Consider the following 17104-nt stretch of genomic DNA (forward strand, 5'->3'; position numbering starts at 1 on the left):
TAGCCCTTTTGTCCATAGCACATGGCTGACAAATAAACTATGTTCATAAAACATTCCTATTGCAGAGGTAATTAAATACGGAAAAATAGTGGGATGGAATTCTCACTTTATCTAATAGTGAAATTATTTTTATCTCTATTTGATTGTGTGCTAAACTTTTTTTCGTTACAATAAGCAGCATAAAGTATATGGTTACTATATAGTAAGGAGGTGTTCACGATTGAAGGTAAAAAAAGATATTTTAAAACAGGGGAATTTGCATACCTCTGTCGCGCAAAGAAACAAACGCTCTTTCATTATGACGGGATTGGCCTTCTATACCCCGAAATTAAAAAAGTGAACGGATATAGGTATTATTCTTATATAATCAATTAGAGCTCTTTCAAATTATTGTGTCATTCAAAGAAGTTGGTATTCCATTAAAGGAAATAAAGTTATTTTTAAATGGAAAAACAGCAGGAACTATGATTAATCTTCTTAAAGAAAAATCTATTGAAATTGAAAATAAAATCAAGGAACTTCAACAACTTAAAACGATTATACAAACGAAAGTAGGACTAGCAGAAGAAGCTATGCAAACTGATTTTTCTTCAATTTCTCTTCAGTATTTAGAGGAGAAGGAATTCATGATAGGAGAAAAGGTGTTAAATTTTCCTGAACGAAAATACATTACAGCTATTTCAGATCTTATCCATTATGCTCAATCACATAAAGTTGATATAGGATATTCAGTTGGTGCCATTTTTGCACGTGAACAAATATTAAAAAAGGACTTCTATAATTACAGACATTTTCATCTCAAAATAAAAGGTGGAAGAGAAAATGCGTATTCTCATATAAGACCCAAAGGTCTGTATGTTGTCGGATATCAAAAAGGTGAGGAAGCTGAAGTAGCTTATAATAGAATTATTGAATTTATTAAGAATAAGGGACTAAAGGTGGGTGAATATGCATGAGGACTATATAATTAATGAAATAATGGTAAGTGGCTTCAACAATCAAATCACTAAAATTCACCTACAGGTTCAATCCGAGTAAAATTAAAACTACAGGGATATAGATGAATGGAACGAACTATTTATTTCGAAATAATCGTAATACCTACATATAAAAAACTTTAGAATTTTATGAAGATACAGTTGCTGAATACCACGATATAATAAAAAGCATTTACTGCGAATAACATTCTTCAATTAGATAGGAAGTGAAGAGCAACCATGGCACGGCAGGCAGAGGCGAGTAAAAAAACAAAAGATAAGATAGTAAAGGTAGCACGAGAATTATTTATTAAAAAAGGATACTCGGAGACATCTCTACAAGAGATTCTAACGGCTGGAAAGATAAGTAAGGGTAATCTTTACCATCATTTTAAAGGAAAAGAATTTCTTTATTTATATATTATTGAACAAGATTATCTTGAATGGGAACTTCAGTGGAAAAAAAGAGAGAGTCATTGTAAGAATGCTATTGAAAAGCTATATGATCTCACTGATTTCTCACTTCAGATGAATTTTAACTCTCCCCTTATTCATGTGGCTGAAGAATTTTTTGCTAGTGCTTTTAAATCGAAAGAAGTAATTGAAAGAATCCTTGAAATTGATAGCAAGTATTCTAAGATGATAAGAAACATTTTAGAAGAAGGAAACCACGATGGTAGTTGGTCAATTTCTAATTTAGATTTAACTACTCAAATAGTGAGTTCACTATTCTATGGTTTGGAGATTACAGCTCAGGGCAGTTTAGATGAAGAAAAGGAAAAACTCTATCGAGAGTCTGCAAGGGTACTTATTGAGGGCTTAAAATAATCTTTAGTTCGATATCATGAGGAATCCTATTTATTGTAAATGCATAGAAATTTTCAGGCTTCTAGATCTATAAACGAGGTGAATCTGGGAGAAGGATTAAATTATATAAAACAACTATTGATAAAAAGATCATGCATTTATATTTCAAGGGTATTTACTTCTGTTAACTTGATCACGAAGTGATAACTTGATATATCTAAGCCCCTTAAGTATAAACTTCCAAAAAATTAGATAATTTATATTTAAGCAACCTCCAATTGGTTAGTTTATGTCTAACAATTGGGGCACAGTTCAGTATAAAGGGGGGTTGGTTACTCTAAAATTCTTAAAATATTTTTAGAATAAATGTCTTGTATATGATGAAGCTAATTAAGTTTTATTTTTCTTATGTTAAGACAAACCCTTATCGATTATTCGCTTTTACTTACTGCATTTTAATAAATGCAGTAATATTCAAGATAATCGTCTTTACAACTGTCCACTTAAACCATCTTAATCTCACTAGTTTATTGATGAATTCATCATTTGTTTTAAATAAACAAGGGAGTTCTTCTGCAAAATAGTTAATTTGTTTAATAATGATGGTACTCATGTTCCAATTAGAAGACCAAACAATTCAATAAAAACAAGATAAATAATGAGAATGGCCGTAATCTTTGGTGCTTTTCTTTTAAAATTAAAAATGTAACAACAGGTTTTAGTAAATAAAAAAGAAAGTTTGATGTAAAAATTGGAAAAAACAATTTAAAAACAAAAGTTACAACAGGATTAAATAAAAATGCAATCTTTGTACTAACATAGATAAGGATACCAATTAATAAAAACGATTTTGATTTAAACAAAATATCTCCTCTTAAAAAATAAACGGGACAGTGTGAAACATTAAACATAAATAATGGGATTCAAAAATGGCTTTTTAAATTAGGTAATCCTCCTATCTCAACATCACCCTCCTATATGAAATAATCTTTTGTTTAATCCTTATTTCAAGGTTGCGAGGACTTAATTATTTAAAAACTTTCTTATTTAGTTTATAATAAACCGTACGGTCTGTTTATTTTTTAAAAAGGAAATTTTATAATATTATTAAGTATTTAATTAGAAAGGAAGTTGAATATATTTGATTTATATACCTAATATAATTACAATTGGTAATTTAATTTGTGGACTTCTGGCTATTTACTCATTATTAGTTCAGGATATTTATTCTGCAGCAACTCTTATTTTTATAGGTCTGTTTTTTGATTTCTTTGATGGTATGATTGCCCGGAAACTTAATGCTGTTTCGGATATAGGTAGAGAATTGGATTCGATGGCTGATATGGTAACCTTTGGCGTAGCCCCATCCATATTTGCCTATTATACATGTCTTTATGAATTATCCATCACCGGAGTTTTATGCATGATAATTTACAGTATTTGTAGTTTACTTCGTCTCGCTAAATTTAATGTTAAACAAAGTAAGCTCTCTACATTTGTTGGAATGCCTACGCCACTTGCAGGAATTTGTCTTGTCACATTGAGTACAATGCATAACCAAATACTCTTGGTAGTAGGGATAGGTATTATTTCTTGTTTAATGGTAAGTAACATCAAATTCCCACAATTTAAAAAAAATACAATGGAAAGTTTGGGGTCAAAAAATGGAGCAAATTGAAGAATTTATTACGAGTTATGGATACATCGCTATTTTTTTGATGTTAGTTCTTGGAATTGTAGGATTACCCATACCTGATGAAGTGATGATGACAATCGTTGGTTTCTTCACTCATACTGGAGTATTGAATTATCCCCTTGCTATTATAGTAAGCTTTTTGGGGGCGTTGTCAGGTATGATGATTAGTTATCTCATCGGTAGAAAAGCAGGGCGTCCTTTTATTGATAAATTCGGGAAATGGATTGGGCTGAAAGAAAAGAGAATGCTGAAAGTAGAAAATTGGCTAAAAAAGTATGGACCATATTCTCTGATATTTGGATATTTCATTCCAGGAATCAGACATGTAACGTGTTACTTTTCAGGTATTGGCAAGATGGAATTGAAGACATATACACTATTCGCTGCAATTGGTGCCTTTATATGGTGCTTTATTTTTATTACGATTGGAAGAATGGTGGGAATTCTTTATTAAAGAAAGAGTACACGTCCGTTGTAACTTAACGGGTTTGTGCTTCTGATATCCTTATGTGAAGGAGAAAGATTTAAAATATCTTTTTTTATCTTTGATCTTAAATACCTCCTTGACTATACGGTAACTGTATACTTTAAGATATTGATTATATTCCTAAAAAAATTTAATTAACGAATAAGAAATACAGTAGTTACTGTATATTTCCTGGTTTAGTTGAGTTAACTGATTTGAAAGTTAACAGGTGAAATTTATGGAAACTTTGTTGCAGGACTGAGAATATCAACAACATTACCTTTTGTGTAAGTTTTTTTAGGTAGGTTATGGTTAACACTTTTCTGGTACGTAGTTGATAATCACAATACTTGGTTTGATTATTGTAGCCACCTCTAACCGAAGGATGATTATGATAATAATTAAGGGCATGCTAGCTAATCGATATAATCAGTGGATCAGAAATGTAAGGTAAGGAGGTCTATCTATTGAATCAACTTTTAAGAAATAGGGTTTTTGTAATTGTTGCAACAGCCGATTTATTACAGCAAGCCGGCATATGGATTCGGAATATGGCCTTGCTGTTTTATATTATGAACCAAACCAATAATGATCCAACAGCTGTTTCATTACTTACGGCACTTGAATACCTTCCGATTTTCGTATTTTCCTTACTAGGTGGAACATTTGCTGACCGTTGGAATCCAAAAAAAACTGTAATATTAGGGGATACATTGAGTGCAATATCGATGTTGATAATATTAGCTCTCGTATCATTAGGTTTATGGCAGGCTGTATTTGCTGCTACCGTAGTCTCAGCAATTGTTAGCCAATTTTCTCAGCCTTCTTCCTCTGTATTATTTAGGAAACATGTACCAGCCGAACAAGTTGGGGCAGCTATTGGTATTACCCAAAGCCTTATGTCTGTATTTACGATATTTGGTCCGATTGCTGGCACATTTATATATACCCAGTTAGGGCTTAAGTTCTCTCTCATTATATTGTTTGTAATTTTTCTGCTGGCAGCTTTTATTCAGTTATTTTTACCTCCTTCATCAAGAGAAGAAACAGTTAAAAAAAGACCAGCTATGGAGGATCTCAAAGACGGAATTCAGTATGTAATTAAACATTCAAACTTGCGTCTTATCGCTGGGATGTTTCTTCTTACAGGGATGGCAATAGGATTAACCCAACCGTTAGATGTATTTGTCACAATGGAGCGTTTGGGATTACCTAAAGAAGCCGTACAATGGTTTGCAGCTTGCGAAGGTGTGGGCATGCTAGTTGGTGGGATTTTGGCAGCTACCTCTTCAAAATGGGTGGATCGACATCGTAATAATGTCATAACAAGCACGTTAATCCTATGGTCAATCATAACCATTATCGAGGTATTATCCATATTTCCTCTTTTAACAGCTGGGGTTCGCATCATTTCTGGGATTACGACAGCCTTCTTTCAAGTTGTCTTTAATACCCTTATGATAAAAGAAGTACAGGTAGAATACATTGGGAGAACGAATGGAGTTATTACTCCTTTGTTAATGGGAGGCATATTAGTCGGGACACTTGTTTCTGGTTTTATAGTTAATTCTCTTACACTGTTTGGAGTTTACGGACTATCTGCAGTTTTAATTATGTTGTGTACGATTTTAACAGCGAAATTAAAAGTTTACGATGAAGGGGACAATACAAGAGAATCTGAAATTAAGTAGGAAATTTTGCTATAGAAGAGTTTGAATAAACGAAAAAGGTTATCAAATTATTTTATTTATAATTTGATAACCTTCTGGTTGGAAGTACAATAACCACTATATTAGAAAGTAAAGAAACAGTAAAATGAATAACCCTGAATTTAAAAGATACCCCTTGGTATCTTTTTATCTAATCGTGATAATCCGATTTTTTTTGAATCCAAATTTATTTTTAGAAATTACTTTTTTTAAAAGGAAAGGACATAGAATACTTCCGGCTAACCCGATGCATTCGTAAAAAACATTATTTTTATATTTAAAAATCCAATATGCTGTCGACCCTATGATCATTTCGAAAATCAAAAATTCTTTTAATTGTTTTTTTGATAAAGAGATGATTAAAATTCTTGTTAGTTTCAGTTTATTCATGGTGATCACCGCCTCATTGAACAAATATATTCAGGAATTTTATAATAAATTACAAGTATGAACCAACTGGTCGGTTCTGTTGGCAGAAAGTCACTGAATGTATTTTTTGGCTACTCTAACAGACATTGCACCAGTGGCATTTTATTTGCCTAGTTAAAAAAACTCTTTATTGGGGACACTTAGGCATTAGTAAATGTCGGATAAAAACCGATGGTTTCAAACTATTGTTTTTTTATAATGTTTTCATACTCATTGAAAATGATCTCATTAGGACAAACACTTGCTACATAGCATTACCCAAGGGGTGATGCATTTTTATGAAGGTAATAATCATCGAAGGACCGCAAGCTGACAAATGCATTAACGATTGCTATCATTATTTAATAAAACTTTATAGGAAGGAGATTAAGGGTGATAGCAATATATGTAAGGGTATCCACAGAGGAACAAGCGATCAAGGGATCGAGCATCGACAGCCAGATCGAGGCCTGCATAAAGAAAGCAGGGACTAAGGATGTACTGAAGTATGCCGATGAAGGATTTTCTGGAGAACTTTTAGAACGTCCGGCTTTGAATCGCTTGAGGGAGGATGCAAGCAAGGGACTTATAAGTCAAGTCATCTGCTACGATCCTGACCGTCTTTCTCGGAAATTAATGAATCAGCTTATCATTGATGATGAACTGCGAAAGCGAAACATACCCTTGATTTTTGTAAATGGTGAGTACGCCAATTCTCCTGAAGGTCAATTATTTTTCGCTATGCGTGGAGCAATCTCAGAATTTGAGAAAGCCAAAATCAAAGAACGGACATCAAGCGGCCGACTTCAAAAAATGAAAAAAGGCATGATTATTAAAGATTCCAAACTATATGGCTATAAATTTGTTAAAGAGAAAAGAACTCTTGAGATATTAGAAGAGGAAGCAAAAATCATTCGGATGATTTTCAACTATTTCACCGATCATAAAAGTCCTTTTTTCGGCAGAGTAAACGGTATTGCTCTACATTTAACTCAGATGGGGGTTAAAACAAAAAAAGGCGCCAAAGTTTGGCACAGGCAGGTTGTTCGTCAGATATTGATGAACTCTTCTTATAAGGGTGAACACAAGCAGTATAAATATGACACTGAGGGTTCTTATGTTTCAAAGCAAGCAGGAAACAAATCTATTATTAAAATAAGACCTGAAGAGGAGCAAATCACTGTTGCAATTCCAGCGATTATTCCAGCGGAACAATGGGATTATGCTCAAGAACTCTTAGGTCAAAGTAAAAGAAAACACTTGAGTATCAGCCCTCACAACTACTTGTTATCGGGTTTGGTTAGATGCGGGAAATGTGGAAATACCATGACAGGAAAGAAAAGAAAATCACACGGTAAAGACTACTATGTGTATACATGTCGGAAAAATTATTCTGGAGCAAAGGACCGCGGCTGCGGAAAAGAAATGTCTGAGAATAAACTAAACCGTCATGTATGGGGGGAGATTTTTAAATTCATCACAAATCCCCAAAAGTATGCTTCTTTTAAAGAGATTGAACAATCAAATCACCTATCTGACGAATTAGAACTTATTCAAAAAGAGATAGAGAAAACAAAAAAAGGCCGTAAGCGTCTTTTAACGCTAATCAGCCTAAGCGATGACGATGATTTAGATATTGATGAAATCAAAGCACAAATTATTGATCTGCAAAAAAAGCAAAACCAGCTTACTGAAAAGTGTATCGAAATTCAATCAAAAATGAAAGTCCTGGATGATACAAGCTCAAGTGAAAATGCTCTAAAGAGAGCCATCGACTATTTTCAATCAATCGGTGCAGATAACTTAACTCTTGAAGATAAAAAAACAATTGTTAACTTTATCGTGAAAGAAGTTACCGTTGTGAATTCTGACACCGTATATATTGAAACGTATTAAAGAGGGGGGTATGCACCCCCCTTTTGTAATTACAATCTCATTTTCAATACACCGCGCAGCATACGTCGCCAGCTTTGTCCCTTTTCCGGCGGAATAGCTTTCAATTCCTTTGATCAGCCCGATTGTTCCGATGGAGATTAAGTCCTCTGCATCCTCACCTGTATTTTCGAACTTTTTCACAATATGGGCGACCAAGCGAAGATTATGCTCAATCAGCATGTTTCTGGCATGTTCATCTCCTTTAGCCATGAGCTCTAAGTATTTTTTTTCCTCGCTGCTTGAGAGCGGTTGTGGAAAGGCATTGTTTTTCACGTAAGATACTAAAAAGACAAGCTCTTTAACAACAAAGCCGAACGCTGCGAAAACACCTGTCACCATCGTCACCTCCACAAAAGTATGTAGGCAAAAGCCTATATGTAAATGTATGTGAGCAGGAGGCTGTCTGTGTCTGTACCGGGAAATTTCTCGCAGGGGAGCCTGGCTTTCGTGAGCAGCAGGCCAACTTCAAATTTTAAAAATAATCTTTATCATGCGCCCATACATTGAAATGAACGATGTATGGGGGGATGGGAATGAAAAAATGGATGGCAGGCCTGCTTCTTGCTGCAGCAGTTTTTCTTTGTTTAGTGGTTCCGCAGCCGATCAAGAGCGCTTCTTTGTATGACAAAGTGTTGTATTTTCCGCTGTCTCGTTATCCGGAAACAGGGGATCATATTAGAGATGCGATAGCAGAGGGACATTCTGATATTTGTACCATCGACAGGGATGGAGCGGACAAAAGGCGAGAGGAATCATTAAAAGGAATTCCGACGAAGCCGGGCTATGACCGGGATGAGTGGCCAATGGCGGTTTGCGAGGAAGGCGGCGCAGGAGCTGACGTCCGATATGTAACGCCTTCTGATAATCGCGGGGCCGGCTCGTGGGTAGGGAATCAAATGAGTGGTTATCCTGACGGCACCAGAGTGCGGTTTATTGTGCAGTAATCAAGAAGAGGCTCTTTCTTGAGCCTCTGTGGTTACGATCCTTCGCGATGCTGAATGTTCGGAGGATAGGTTTCTGCTTTTCGCCAATACTGGCGTGTGCCTTCGTCTCGAACAACGATGCCCAGCTGTGCAAGCTCGAGACGGAATTCTTCCACATCGTCTGTTTCCTCGTCTTTCAGTGCTTTGTGACGAGCTTTCAATAATGCATGGGCACCAGGAGAGAGTTCTGGTGCATCAGGTATCCACCGGCGAAATTGATCTTTAAACGGATCACCATCTGCTGCCCAATCGTAATTGTGCTTTCTAAAGGCCTTCTCGACCTTTTCAGGTTTTTCATCAATTTCTTCTCGTGCCAATTCATATCCGGCTGTTCCTAGGAGGACAAGCCGTTTGTGATCGATAAACACAAGAGCGATGTCGTCGGAACGAATCGTTTGTACTTTCTTTCCTTTGATTAATTCCACTGTGTCATCTGTAATTTTTACAGACAGCAGCATTGCAATAATAGAATGAGCGAACCAAATCCCTGCACACATGCCAAGCAGCGCAGTGATGAATGCAGCTGGTGATCCCTGAAAAGAGGTGACGAGCCGAAGCGGTCCTTCAAAAGGAATCCACGGAAGGGATAATGCCCATTTCGCAAACTGCGGGATAAAATACCCGATCGTAAGTCCGATGATTGCAAGTGCGGTGTATAAAAGAGATGCAGCGGTTTTCGTAACTCCAATGAGAGTATGAGATTGATCCTGCAATATGCCACCTTCTTTTACTGAATAAATCGAATTCTCCCCCATATTTTAACTTAAATAGATGGTAAATCAAGGATAAAATGATGGTTTTTGATATAAAGGGAGAGTCGGTTATGGGGGAACAAAAAACATAAGCAACGCACCTGATTTTACAGTCGTGCAATTAGAGCTGTTTCGAAAAAAACAAGCGGAAGAACATACAAATCACAAAGGAGAGGGGACAGTTAAATCCTTTCGGCCTCATTTTATACGTATCACAATACAGTTCACAGGGAACATAAAGAATAAAGGCTTTTTAAACAACCGGGAGGAACAGACATGAAAATCGGATTAATCGGCTTAGGGAAAATGGGCATAAACATAGGAAAGCAATTCATTGACCGCAGTCATCAAGCGGTCGGATATGATGTAAATCAAGCGGCTGTCGATGAACTGAAAGCATATGGGGCCGAGGGGACAACGAATCTAAATGAGTTGATTTCTTTATTAGACACGCCGCGTATACTATGGGTTATGGTACCGCATGGCGTTGTCGATGCTGTTTTGCGTGATGTGACACCTTTATTAAGCAAAGGCGATATTATCATTGAAGCCGGAAACTCTCATTATAAAGAATCGATTCGCCGCTACAATCAAATGAAAGAAGCGGGTATATATTATTTCGATGCCGGAACGTCGGGCGGAATGGAAGGCGCGCGCCATGGAGCCTGTTTTATGGTGGGAGGTGACCCCGAGGCATGGGAGATTGTAGAGCCGCTGTTTCGAGACACTGCCGTCAGAAACGGATATCTTTACGCTGGTGAAGCGGGGAGCGGACATTTCTTGAAAATGATTCATAATGGCATTGAGTACGGAATGATGGCGGCAATCGGTGAAGGATTCGAAGTGCTGGAAAACAGCCAATTTGATTTTGACTACGAAAAGGTTGCCAGAGTGTGGAATCATGGCTCTGTCATTCGCTCTTGGCTTATGGGGCTGACTGAGCGTGCTTTCTCTAAAGATGCGAAGCTGGATCAGATCAAAGGCATTATGCATTCCTCAGGTGAAGGAAAATGGACGGTGGAAACAGCGCTTGATCTGCAGACCGCAACTCCGGTAATCGCCATGTCGCTACTGATGAGATACCGTTCTTTAACAGACGATACGTTTACAGGAAAGGTTGTCGCTGCGCTTCGAAATGAATTTGGAGGCCATGCGACAGAAAAAAAGTAAGGGGGCGAACAGGCCACCTTATTTTTTTTGCACGTTCAGCAGATGAGGGAACTTTTTATAAATGATCAGCATAATGATCAGAATGTAGGCTCCGTAAATGCTGAAAGACAGTAATTTATTGCTGGTAAAATTGGCACCTGCAATGGTGACAACGACAATATTCGGGATTTTCCCTATGAAAGACGCGAAGAAAAAAACATGCCAGCGAACCTGACTCAGCCCGCATATCACATTCATTACAAGAGAAGGAATGACCGGGATGAGCCTTCCTAATAAAACAGCGGTAAAAGCATTTTTGTGAAAGGAAGCCTCGTAGCTTTGGATGGCAGGATAGGCCTGAACTTTTTTTCTGGCCCAATCTCTAAGGCTGTACCTGGCGAGAAAAAACAGCATCATCGTACCAAGCATTGAGCCGGTCAGTGTAATCCAGATCCCATTTGCCATTCCGAACACAGCGCCATTTAAAGCCGCAACCAAAGCAAACGGCACAATTGGGAAAAAAACATCGGCAGCAATCAGCAGCATACTGAATAAAACAGAAAACATTCCTCCTGCTTTAATCGCATCAAGCCAAGCTTCTTTCTGAAAAAAACCGACTGCAATGATAGTAATAATTATGATGATACCTAGTATCTTTTTTAACATTTCTATGGTCACTCCCAACTAAGATGATGTCAGGAGCCAAAACCTCCGTCATCTAGAGTTAGTATAACTGGTGTCATTTCAGCGGTTCAACTGAAAACCATGTTTAGGTTGAGAACACAATTCTTTTTTATCTTGTAAAATAGGCTGTCCATCTTTCTGTTTTCTGCATTTTTTAATAGTAGGGAGGGATGGAAATGGTAACGATAAAAAAGGATTTTATACCGACATCGAACGATAATCGTCCTGGCTATGCGATGAGTCCTGCTTACATTACGGTGCATAATACAGCAAATACCGAAAAAGGCGCGAATGCGAAAATGCACGCCAATTATGTGAAAAATCCAAGCACATCTGTCAGCTGGCATTTTACAGTTGATGATTCAGTCATCTATCAGCATCTTCCGATAGATGAAAATGGCTGGCATGCGGGCGACGGCACAAATGGGACAGGGAATCGCAAATCGATCGGGATTGAGATCTGCGAAAATGCTAACGGCGATTTTGAAAAAGCAACAGCAAATGCCCAGTGGCTGATCCGGAAACTAATGAAGGAAAACAATATTCCGCTGAAACATGTCGTTCCCCACAAAAAATGGTCCGGAAAAGAATGTCCGCGCAAACTCTTGGATCGCTGGAATTCTTTTGTAAACGGAATTTCTTCTTCCGATACACCTCCAAAAGAGTCGTCTCCAACATATCCGCTGCCGTCAGGTATTATCAAACTCACTTTGCCTTATCGTAAGGGCACGAAAGTCCTGCAGCTGCAAAAGGCTTTAGCCGCGCTTCATTTTTATCCTGATAAAGGTGCCAAAAATAATGGGATAGACGGAGTTTACGGACCGAAAACTGCAAATGCCGTCAAGCGTTTTCAGCTCATGAACGGATTAACTGCTGACGGCATCTATGGACCAAAAACAAAGGCCAAGCTTAAATCGAAGTTAAAGTGAATGCAGGGGTAAGGATAACCTGTTTCCAGTGCGGATACAGGTTATTTTCTTTCCTATTGCTTGCGGGTTTTTTCGATTGAGAAGAAGGGAATTTTAAAAGAATCACCTGATATGCAGAAATGAAAGCAGAATGATTTTCACTAAGGGGGACACGTTAACAATAGGAAAAAAACAGTGATAACGAAAAAACTCTTCGTTGAACGAAGGGGAACAGAGGTATAACATTAAGATGAGGCTTTTGGGGGTGTAAAGATGAAGCATTTTTTCATCCTTTTCCTTCTGCTGTTCGTTACAGCAGGATGCGATGGAAAGGGATACGAAGACGTTGTAGCATTTGGAGACAGCAACACGCGAGGCTCAAATTGGGATTATCGCGATTATCCAAAAGCACAGCAGTGGGTCAATATATTAAAAACGGCTGAACGCGGAAAGCTTGATATACTCAATGCGGGAATTGGCGGACAGACGACAGAGGATGCCCGTTTGCGGTTTCAGACAGATGTGCTGGATCAAAAACCGAAGTATTTGTTTATTATGTTCGGTACGAATGACGCAGCGATACTGACTGAGGGGAAACCGAGAGTGTCAAAGCAGCGTTTTAGAGAAAATCTGATTTATTTTATTAAAGAAAGCAGAAAACACGGTATCAAGCCAATCTTGATGACGTGTATCCCAATTATTGAAGGAAACGGGAAGCACCACCTGTTTTACTATTCCAGATATAAAGCAGCTGCTTTTGAATCGAAAGGCGGGGCGAGGAAATGGCACAACTCATACAATGATATTACAAGAGATGTGTCGAAGCGCCTGGACGTCCCTCTTGTAGACAACTGGCAGCATTTTGTAGAAGAAGACGGCGGAAAAGCAACTGATGAAGCGCTTATCCAATCCGGTCTGATAGATCCTTCAGGCAATCATATGACACCTAAAGGGGCAAGGATTATATATGAAGGAATACAAGATGGGCAGGTTCTGAAGCGCTGAGCCTGACAACGGCCTAAGCCGTTTTATTTCACCTACATAGGCTGTTAAAAAACCTTATTAAAGGAGGCACTTCACATGTGCAGCGGTTATTCCTATTCGTATCCTTTCGGCAGCTGGCCATACGCCAGTCGGACATATGGATACGCTTTTATCGTTGTTTTAGTTGTTGTTCTCCTGGTTGTGGGCGGCATATATTGGTTAGCATAGTAACCGTCCCTTTAAAACACCTCTTTTTAGGGGTGTTTTTTGCTGAAAACAGTAGTAAAGCGCGTAACCGAAGTGATATAATATCAGTCATCTGAGTAAAAAAAGGAAATACGCCCGGAAAAAATAGACAAATTCCTATTAAGAAGATACGGAAATAATATGTCCGAGCGATCTTCTTTTTATTTCGTTTTCAATTAACTCGATAAAGTCACGGTTTAAATTCATTTCGGTGGCTTTGAAATAAGACTCTATTAGTAATTCATCAGACAGTTTTCTCATGCTAGGAACCCAATTAATGGGAGAGACACCTCCTTAAAAGTTGGAATCATTCATGATTTTAACGCATACATTGATAAGTTGCGTTCCTCTGAGGCTGAAGTTATCTTTAATCTACCATGAATTTCATATAAGAACAATCGTTCTGTTATCCACACCAGAAAGTGGATAACTTGTGAGTATCGTGTTTATAATTTGTCTAAAGAGTGATGTAATAAGAGTGGATAGTGTGTGTAATTTTATCCACACCTGGTGAAGAAACCCAATTTTTGTCGAAATTTTTTTGCTCAGTTTTTCTTTAGGCGCAAGTTCGATTTTTTTCGACAATCATTTTAAAGAGAAAGAAAAGGGAAGGGTGCGGGTTTTGTTAAAAAAGTTTTTTTTACCTGACGAGTTTGTAAAAAATATTTTTCATATTACACCTGAGAAATTAAAGGAACGAAATGTAAAAGGAATTATAACTGACCTGGATAATACGCTTGTTGAGTGGGACAGACCGAATGCGACGCCGCGTTTGATCGAGTGGTTCGAAGAAATGAAGGAGCACGGCATTAAAGTGACGATTGTCTCTAATAATAATGAAAGAAGAGTAAAACTTTTCTCAGAACCGCTTGGAATCCCATTCATCTATAAAGCAAGAAAACCGATGGGCAAAGCCTTTAACAGAGCGGTGCGCAATATGGAGCTGAAAAAAGAGGACTGCGTTGTTATCGGAGACCAGCTTCTGACCGATGTACTCGGGGGAAACCGAAACGGCTACCATACGATTTTGGTCGTACCTGTCGCTTCCTCTGACGGATTCATTACGCGCTTTAACCGCCAGGTCGAACGCAGAATACTGAGTGCTCTCAAACGAAAAGGGCACATTCAGTGGGAGGAGTAAGAAATGGAAAAGGTTGTTTGTATCGGCTGCGGAGTTGCAATCCAAACCGAGGACAAAACAGGTCTGGGATACGCGCCGCCTGCATCGCTTACGAAAGAAAATGTGATTTGCCAGCGCTGTTTCAGACTGAAAAACTATAATGAAATACAAGACGTCTCCTTAACGGATGATGATTTTTTAAACATTCTTCATGGAATTGGGGAAACAGATTCTCTCGTTGTTAAAATTGTTGATATTTTTGATTTTAACGGCAGCTGGATCAATGGGCTGCAGCGCTTGGTGGGAGGAAACCCTATCTTATTGGTTGGCAATAAAGCCGATATTTTGCCTAAGTCACTGAAAAGAGAACGTCTGATCCAGTGGATGAAGCGTGAAGCGAAAGAGCTTGGCTTAAAACCGGTTGACGTATTCTTAGTCAGTGCTGGACGCGGCCAGGGGATCAAAGAAGTCATTGATGCAATTGAGCATTACCGCAACGGCAAAGACGTCTATGTTGTCGGGTGTACCAATGTAGGGAAGTCAACCTTTATTAACCGGATTATTAAAGAAGTGTCAGGTGAAGAAGATATTATTACGACATCCCAATTTCCGGGCACAACCCTTGATGCAATTGAGATCCCGCTGGACGATGGCTCAGCGCTTTATGATACGCCGGGAATTATCAACCACCATCAAATGGCGCATTATGTTAATAAAAAGGATTTAAAAATATTATCTCCTAAAAAGGAGCTGAAGCCTCGCACATTCCAGCTTAATGATCAGCAAACACTGTATTTTGGCGGACTTGCAAGGTTTGATTATGTGTCCGGGGAAAGATCTCCTTTTATTTGCTATATGCCAAATGAGCTGATGATTCATAGAACAAAGCTGGAAAATGCAGACGCGCTTTATGAAAAGCATGCAGGGGAATTGCTCACACCTCCGGGAAAAGACGAAATGGATGAGTTTCCGGAATTAGTGGCCCATACGTTTACGATCAAAGACAAAAAGACAGATATCGTTTTCTCTGGGTTAGGCTGGGTAACAGTGCATGATGCCGATAAAAAAGTAACTGCTTACGCGCCAAAAGGCGTTCACGTATTTGTTCGGCGCTCATTAATTTAATGAAAAGGGGAGAGGAGTATGAAAAAGCTGTACGGGGTTATCGGAAATCCGATTGGCCATTCCATGTCACCTGATATTCATAATGCATCATTGAAAGATCTCGGTTTAGACGGACATTACCATGCCTTCAAAGTAGAAGAAGATGATCTGGAAGATGCGGTAAAAGGAATAAGAGCACTTGGTATACAAGGAATCAATGTGACTGTTCCGCATAAGGTTTCCATTATGGATTATCTGGATCATATTGATGAAAGTGCAAAAGTGATCGGTGCCGTAAACACGGTCAGAAGAGAGGGAGACAAGCTTGTCGGATACAATACCGACGGGGAAGGCTTTGTAAAGTCATTAATGAAGGTATTGGACAAGCCCATCTCTGAACTGTCATTCTTAATGATCGGTGCGGGCGGAGCGGCAAGAGCCATCTTTACAACAATCGCCCGTAATATCCCAAAAAAGTTTGACATCTGCAATCGGACGTTAGAAAAAGCAAAGCAGCTTACAGAATCCACTCCCTCGTTCCATAATAAAGAAGTGTTAAGCATAAAAGAAGCAGAAGAGCGGCTTGAACAGTATGATGTTATTATCCATACAACGTCTGTGGGCATGTACCCGAACGTGGACGATGTGCCGCTTTCATTACAGCGTGCTGCAAGCAGTGCCGTTGTTTGTGATATCGTGTATAATCCAATTCAGACGGCCCTTTTAAAACAAGCAAACCAAAAAGGCCTGAAAACACTCGATGGAGTGGGCATGTTTGTTGAACAGGCGGCATTGTCTTTTCAATTGTGGACTGGGCGAGAGCCTGATATTGAAAAAATGAGATCAATTGTAATAGGAAAATTAGGAGGAAAAGAATGTTAACAGGTAAACAAAAACGTTTTTTGCGTTCAAAAGCGCATCATTTAACGCCGATTTTTCAAGTAGGTAAAGGCGGAGTAAACGACAACATGATTAAACAAATTGCCGAGGCGCTTGAAGCGAGAGAGCTGATTAAAGTCAGTGTTCTTCAGAATTGTGAAGAGGATAAAAACGATGTTGCGGAAGCTCTCGTAAAAGGAAGCCGCTCTCAATTGGTGCAGACAATCGGCAATACAATTGTATTATATAAGGAATCAAAGGATAATAAACAAATCGAGCTTCCTTAAAGGTGGTTGA

General features: G+C 38.4%; 17 protein-coding genes and 3 pseudogenes. 16 read left to right on the forward strand and 4 right to left on the reverse strand.

Going from position 1 to position 17104, the window contains the following annotated elements; genetic code table 11:
• Positions 1 to 219 precede the first annotated feature (219 nt).
• The 7 genes and pseudogenes from KHQ79_RS02945 (at position 220) to spoIVCA (ending at position 7959) form a co-directional block, all read left to right on the forward strand.
• A pseudogene (locus KHQ79_RS02945) lies at positions 220 to 1038 on the forward strand (MerR family transcriptional regulator).
• Positions 1039 to 1217: 179 nt separating this feature from the next.
• Positions 1218 to 1805 carry a TetR/AcrR family transcriptional regulator gene (locus KHQ79_RS02950; RefSeq protein WP_129508187.1) on the forward strand — a complete coding sequence of 196 codons (588 nt, stop codon included), beginning with the start codon at positions 1218 to 1220 and terminating at the stop codon, positions 1803 to 1805.
• A gap of 1120 nt (positions 1806 to 2925) precedes the next feature.
• Positions 2926 to 3462 (forward strand): CDP-diacylglycerol--serine O-phosphatidyltransferase, encoded by a 537-nt coding sequence (gene pssA / locus KHQ79_RS02955; protein ID WP_044428814.1) that lies wholly within the window; start codon positions 2926 to 2928, stop codon positions 3460 to 3462.
• Positions 3449 to 3934: a DedA family protein gene (locus KHQ79_RS02960; protein WP_010330742.1), complete on the forward strand. Its 486-nt coding sequence runs from the start codon at positions 3449 to 3451 to the stop codon at positions 3932 to 3934. Before pssA ends, KHQ79_RS02960 begins: the two co-directional genes overlap by 14 nt.
• A 479-nt stretch (positions 3935 to 4413) precedes the next feature.
• A complete protein-coding gene (locus KHQ79_RS02965; protein ID WP_010330741.1) occupies positions 4414 to 5637 on the forward strand; it encodes an MFS transporter in 1224 nt (407 codons plus the stop codon).
• Positions 5638 to 6362: 725 nt separating this feature from the next.
• Positions 6363 to 6541, forward strand: a pseudogene (locus KHQ79_RS22300) (hypothetical protein).
• Positions 6499 to 7959, forward strand: coding sequence for a site-specific DNA recombinase SpoIVCA (gene spoIVCA, locus KHQ79_RS02975; protein ID WP_225514266.1), 1461 nt, complete (start codon positions 6499 to 6501; stop codon positions 7957 to 7959). Before KHQ79_RS22300 ends, spoIVCA begins: the two are co-directional and overlap by 43 nt.
• 27 nt (positions 7960 to 7986) lie before the next feature.
• Here spoIVCA and KHQ79_RS02980 read toward each other — a convergent pair.
• Positions 7987 to 8337 (reverse strand): annotated as a pseudogene (locus tag KHQ79_RS02980) (sigma-70 family RNA polymerase sigma factor); the annotation flags it as partial.
• Between the two features lie 194 nt (positions 8338 to 8531).
• Here KHQ79_RS02980 and KHQ79_RS02985 point away from each other — a divergent pair.
• Positions 8532 to 8942, forward strand: coding sequence for a NucA/NucB deoxyribonuclease domain-containing protein (locus tag KHQ79_RS02985; protein ID WP_003237136.1), 411 nt, complete (start codon positions 8532 to 8534; stop codon positions 8940 to 8942).
• Positions 8943 to 8974: 32 nt separating this feature from the next.
• On the opposite strand, the gene KHQ79_RS02990 is transcribed toward KHQ79_RS02985, so the two are convergent.
• Positions 8975 to 9697, reverse strand: a complete 723-nt coding sequence (locus tag KHQ79_RS02990; protein WP_225514267.1) for a YqeB family protein — start codon at positions 9695 to 9697, stop codon at positions 8975 to 8977.
• Between the two features lie 312 nt (positions 9698 to 10009).
• Here KHQ79_RS02990 and gnd point away from each other — a divergent pair, with 312 nt between their 5' ends.
• Positions 10010 to 10903, forward strand: coding sequence for a phosphogluconate dehydrogenase (NAD(+)-dependent, decarboxylating) (gnd, locus tag KHQ79_RS02995; RefSeq protein WP_148982003.1), 894 nt, complete (start codon positions 10010 to 10012; stop codon positions 10901 to 10903).
• An 18-nt stretch (positions 10904 to 10921) separates the two neighbouring features.
• Here the strand turns inward: gnd and KHQ79_RS03000 are convergent, their stop codons facing one another.
• Positions 10922 to 11548, reverse strand: a complete 627-nt coding sequence (locus KHQ79_RS03000; RefSeq protein WP_003237129.1) for a TVP38/TMEM64 family protein — start codon at positions 11546 to 11548, stop codon at positions 10922 to 10924.
• Positions 11549 to 11742: 194 nt separating this feature from the next.
• On the opposite strand from KHQ79_RS03000, the gene KHQ79_RS03005 reads away from it, so the two are divergent.
• The 3 genes from KHQ79_RS03005 to KHQ79_RS22220 all read left to right on the forward strand — a co-directional run bounded on the left by KHQ79_RS03005 (position 11743) and on the right by KHQ79_RS22220 (position 13686).
• A complete protein-coding gene (locus KHQ79_RS03005; protein ID WP_225514187.1) occupies positions 11743 to 12495 on the forward strand; it encodes a peptidoglycan recognition protein family protein in 753 nt (250 codons plus the stop codon).
• 252 nt (positions 12496 to 12747) lie between these two features.
• Entirely contained in the window at positions 12748 to 13479 is a 732-nt protein-coding gene (locus KHQ79_RS03010; protein ID WP_225514188.1) for an SGNH/GDSL hydrolase family protein, read from the forward strand.
• Between the two features lie 75 nt (positions 13480 to 13554).
• On the forward strand, positions 13555 to 13686 hold the full coding sequence (locus tag KHQ79_RS22220; protein ID WP_268285145.1) for a hypothetical protein: 132 nt from the start codon (positions 13555 to 13557) through the stop codon (positions 13684 to 13686).
• A 138-nt stretch (positions 13687 to 13824) separates the two neighbouring features.
• On the opposite strand, the gene sda is transcribed toward KHQ79_RS22220, so the two are convergent.
• Entirely contained in the window at positions 13825 to 13965 is a 141-nt protein-coding gene (gene sda, locus KHQ79_RS03015; RefSeq protein ID WP_003226124.1) for a sporulation histidine kinase inhibitor Sda, read from the reverse strand.
• Positions 13966 to 14326: 361 nt separating this feature from the next.
• Between sda and KHQ79_RS03020 the strand changes: the two genes are divergently transcribed.
• Genes KHQ79_RS03020 through yhbY form a run of 4 tightly spaced genes read left to right on the forward strand, consistent with a single transcriptional unit; the run spans position 14327 to position 17094 of the window.
• Positions 14327 to 14845, forward strand: coding sequence for a YqeG family HAD IIIA-type phosphatase (locus tag KHQ79_RS03020; RefSeq protein ID WP_003226126.1), 519 nt, complete (start codon positions 14327 to 14329; stop codon positions 14843 to 14845).
• A gap of 3 nt (positions 14846 to 14848) precedes the next feature.
• Positions 14849 to 15949 carry a ribosome biogenesis GTPase YqeH gene (gene yqeH, locus KHQ79_RS03025; RefSeq protein ID WP_003237122.1) on the forward strand — a complete coding sequence of 367 codons (1101 nt, stop codon included), beginning with the start codon at positions 14849 to 14851 and terminating at the stop codon, positions 15947 to 15949.
• 18 nt (positions 15950 to 15967) lie between these two features.
• Positions 15968 to 16810 carry a shikimate dehydrogenase gene (gene aroE, locus KHQ79_RS03030; RefSeq protein ID WP_060399063.1) on the forward strand — a complete coding sequence of 281 codons (843 nt, stop codon included), beginning with the start codon at positions 15968 to 15970 and terminating at the stop codon, positions 16808 to 16810.
• On the forward strand, positions 16804 to 17094 hold the full coding sequence (gene yhbY, locus KHQ79_RS03035; RefSeq protein WP_225514189.1) for a ribosome assembly RNA-binding protein YhbY: 291 nt from the start codon (positions 16804 to 16806) through the stop codon (positions 17092 to 17094). Before aroE ends, yhbY begins: the two co-directional genes overlap by 7 nt.
• Positions 17095 to 17104 lie beyond the last annotated feature (10 nt).

Origin of the sequence: Bacillus sp. TSO22 (assembly GCF_020223595.1) — a bacterium.
In the GTDB taxonomy this organism is placed as follows: domain Bacteria; phylum Bacillota; class Bacilli; order Bacillales; family Bacillaceae; genus Bacillus; species Bacillus inaquosorum.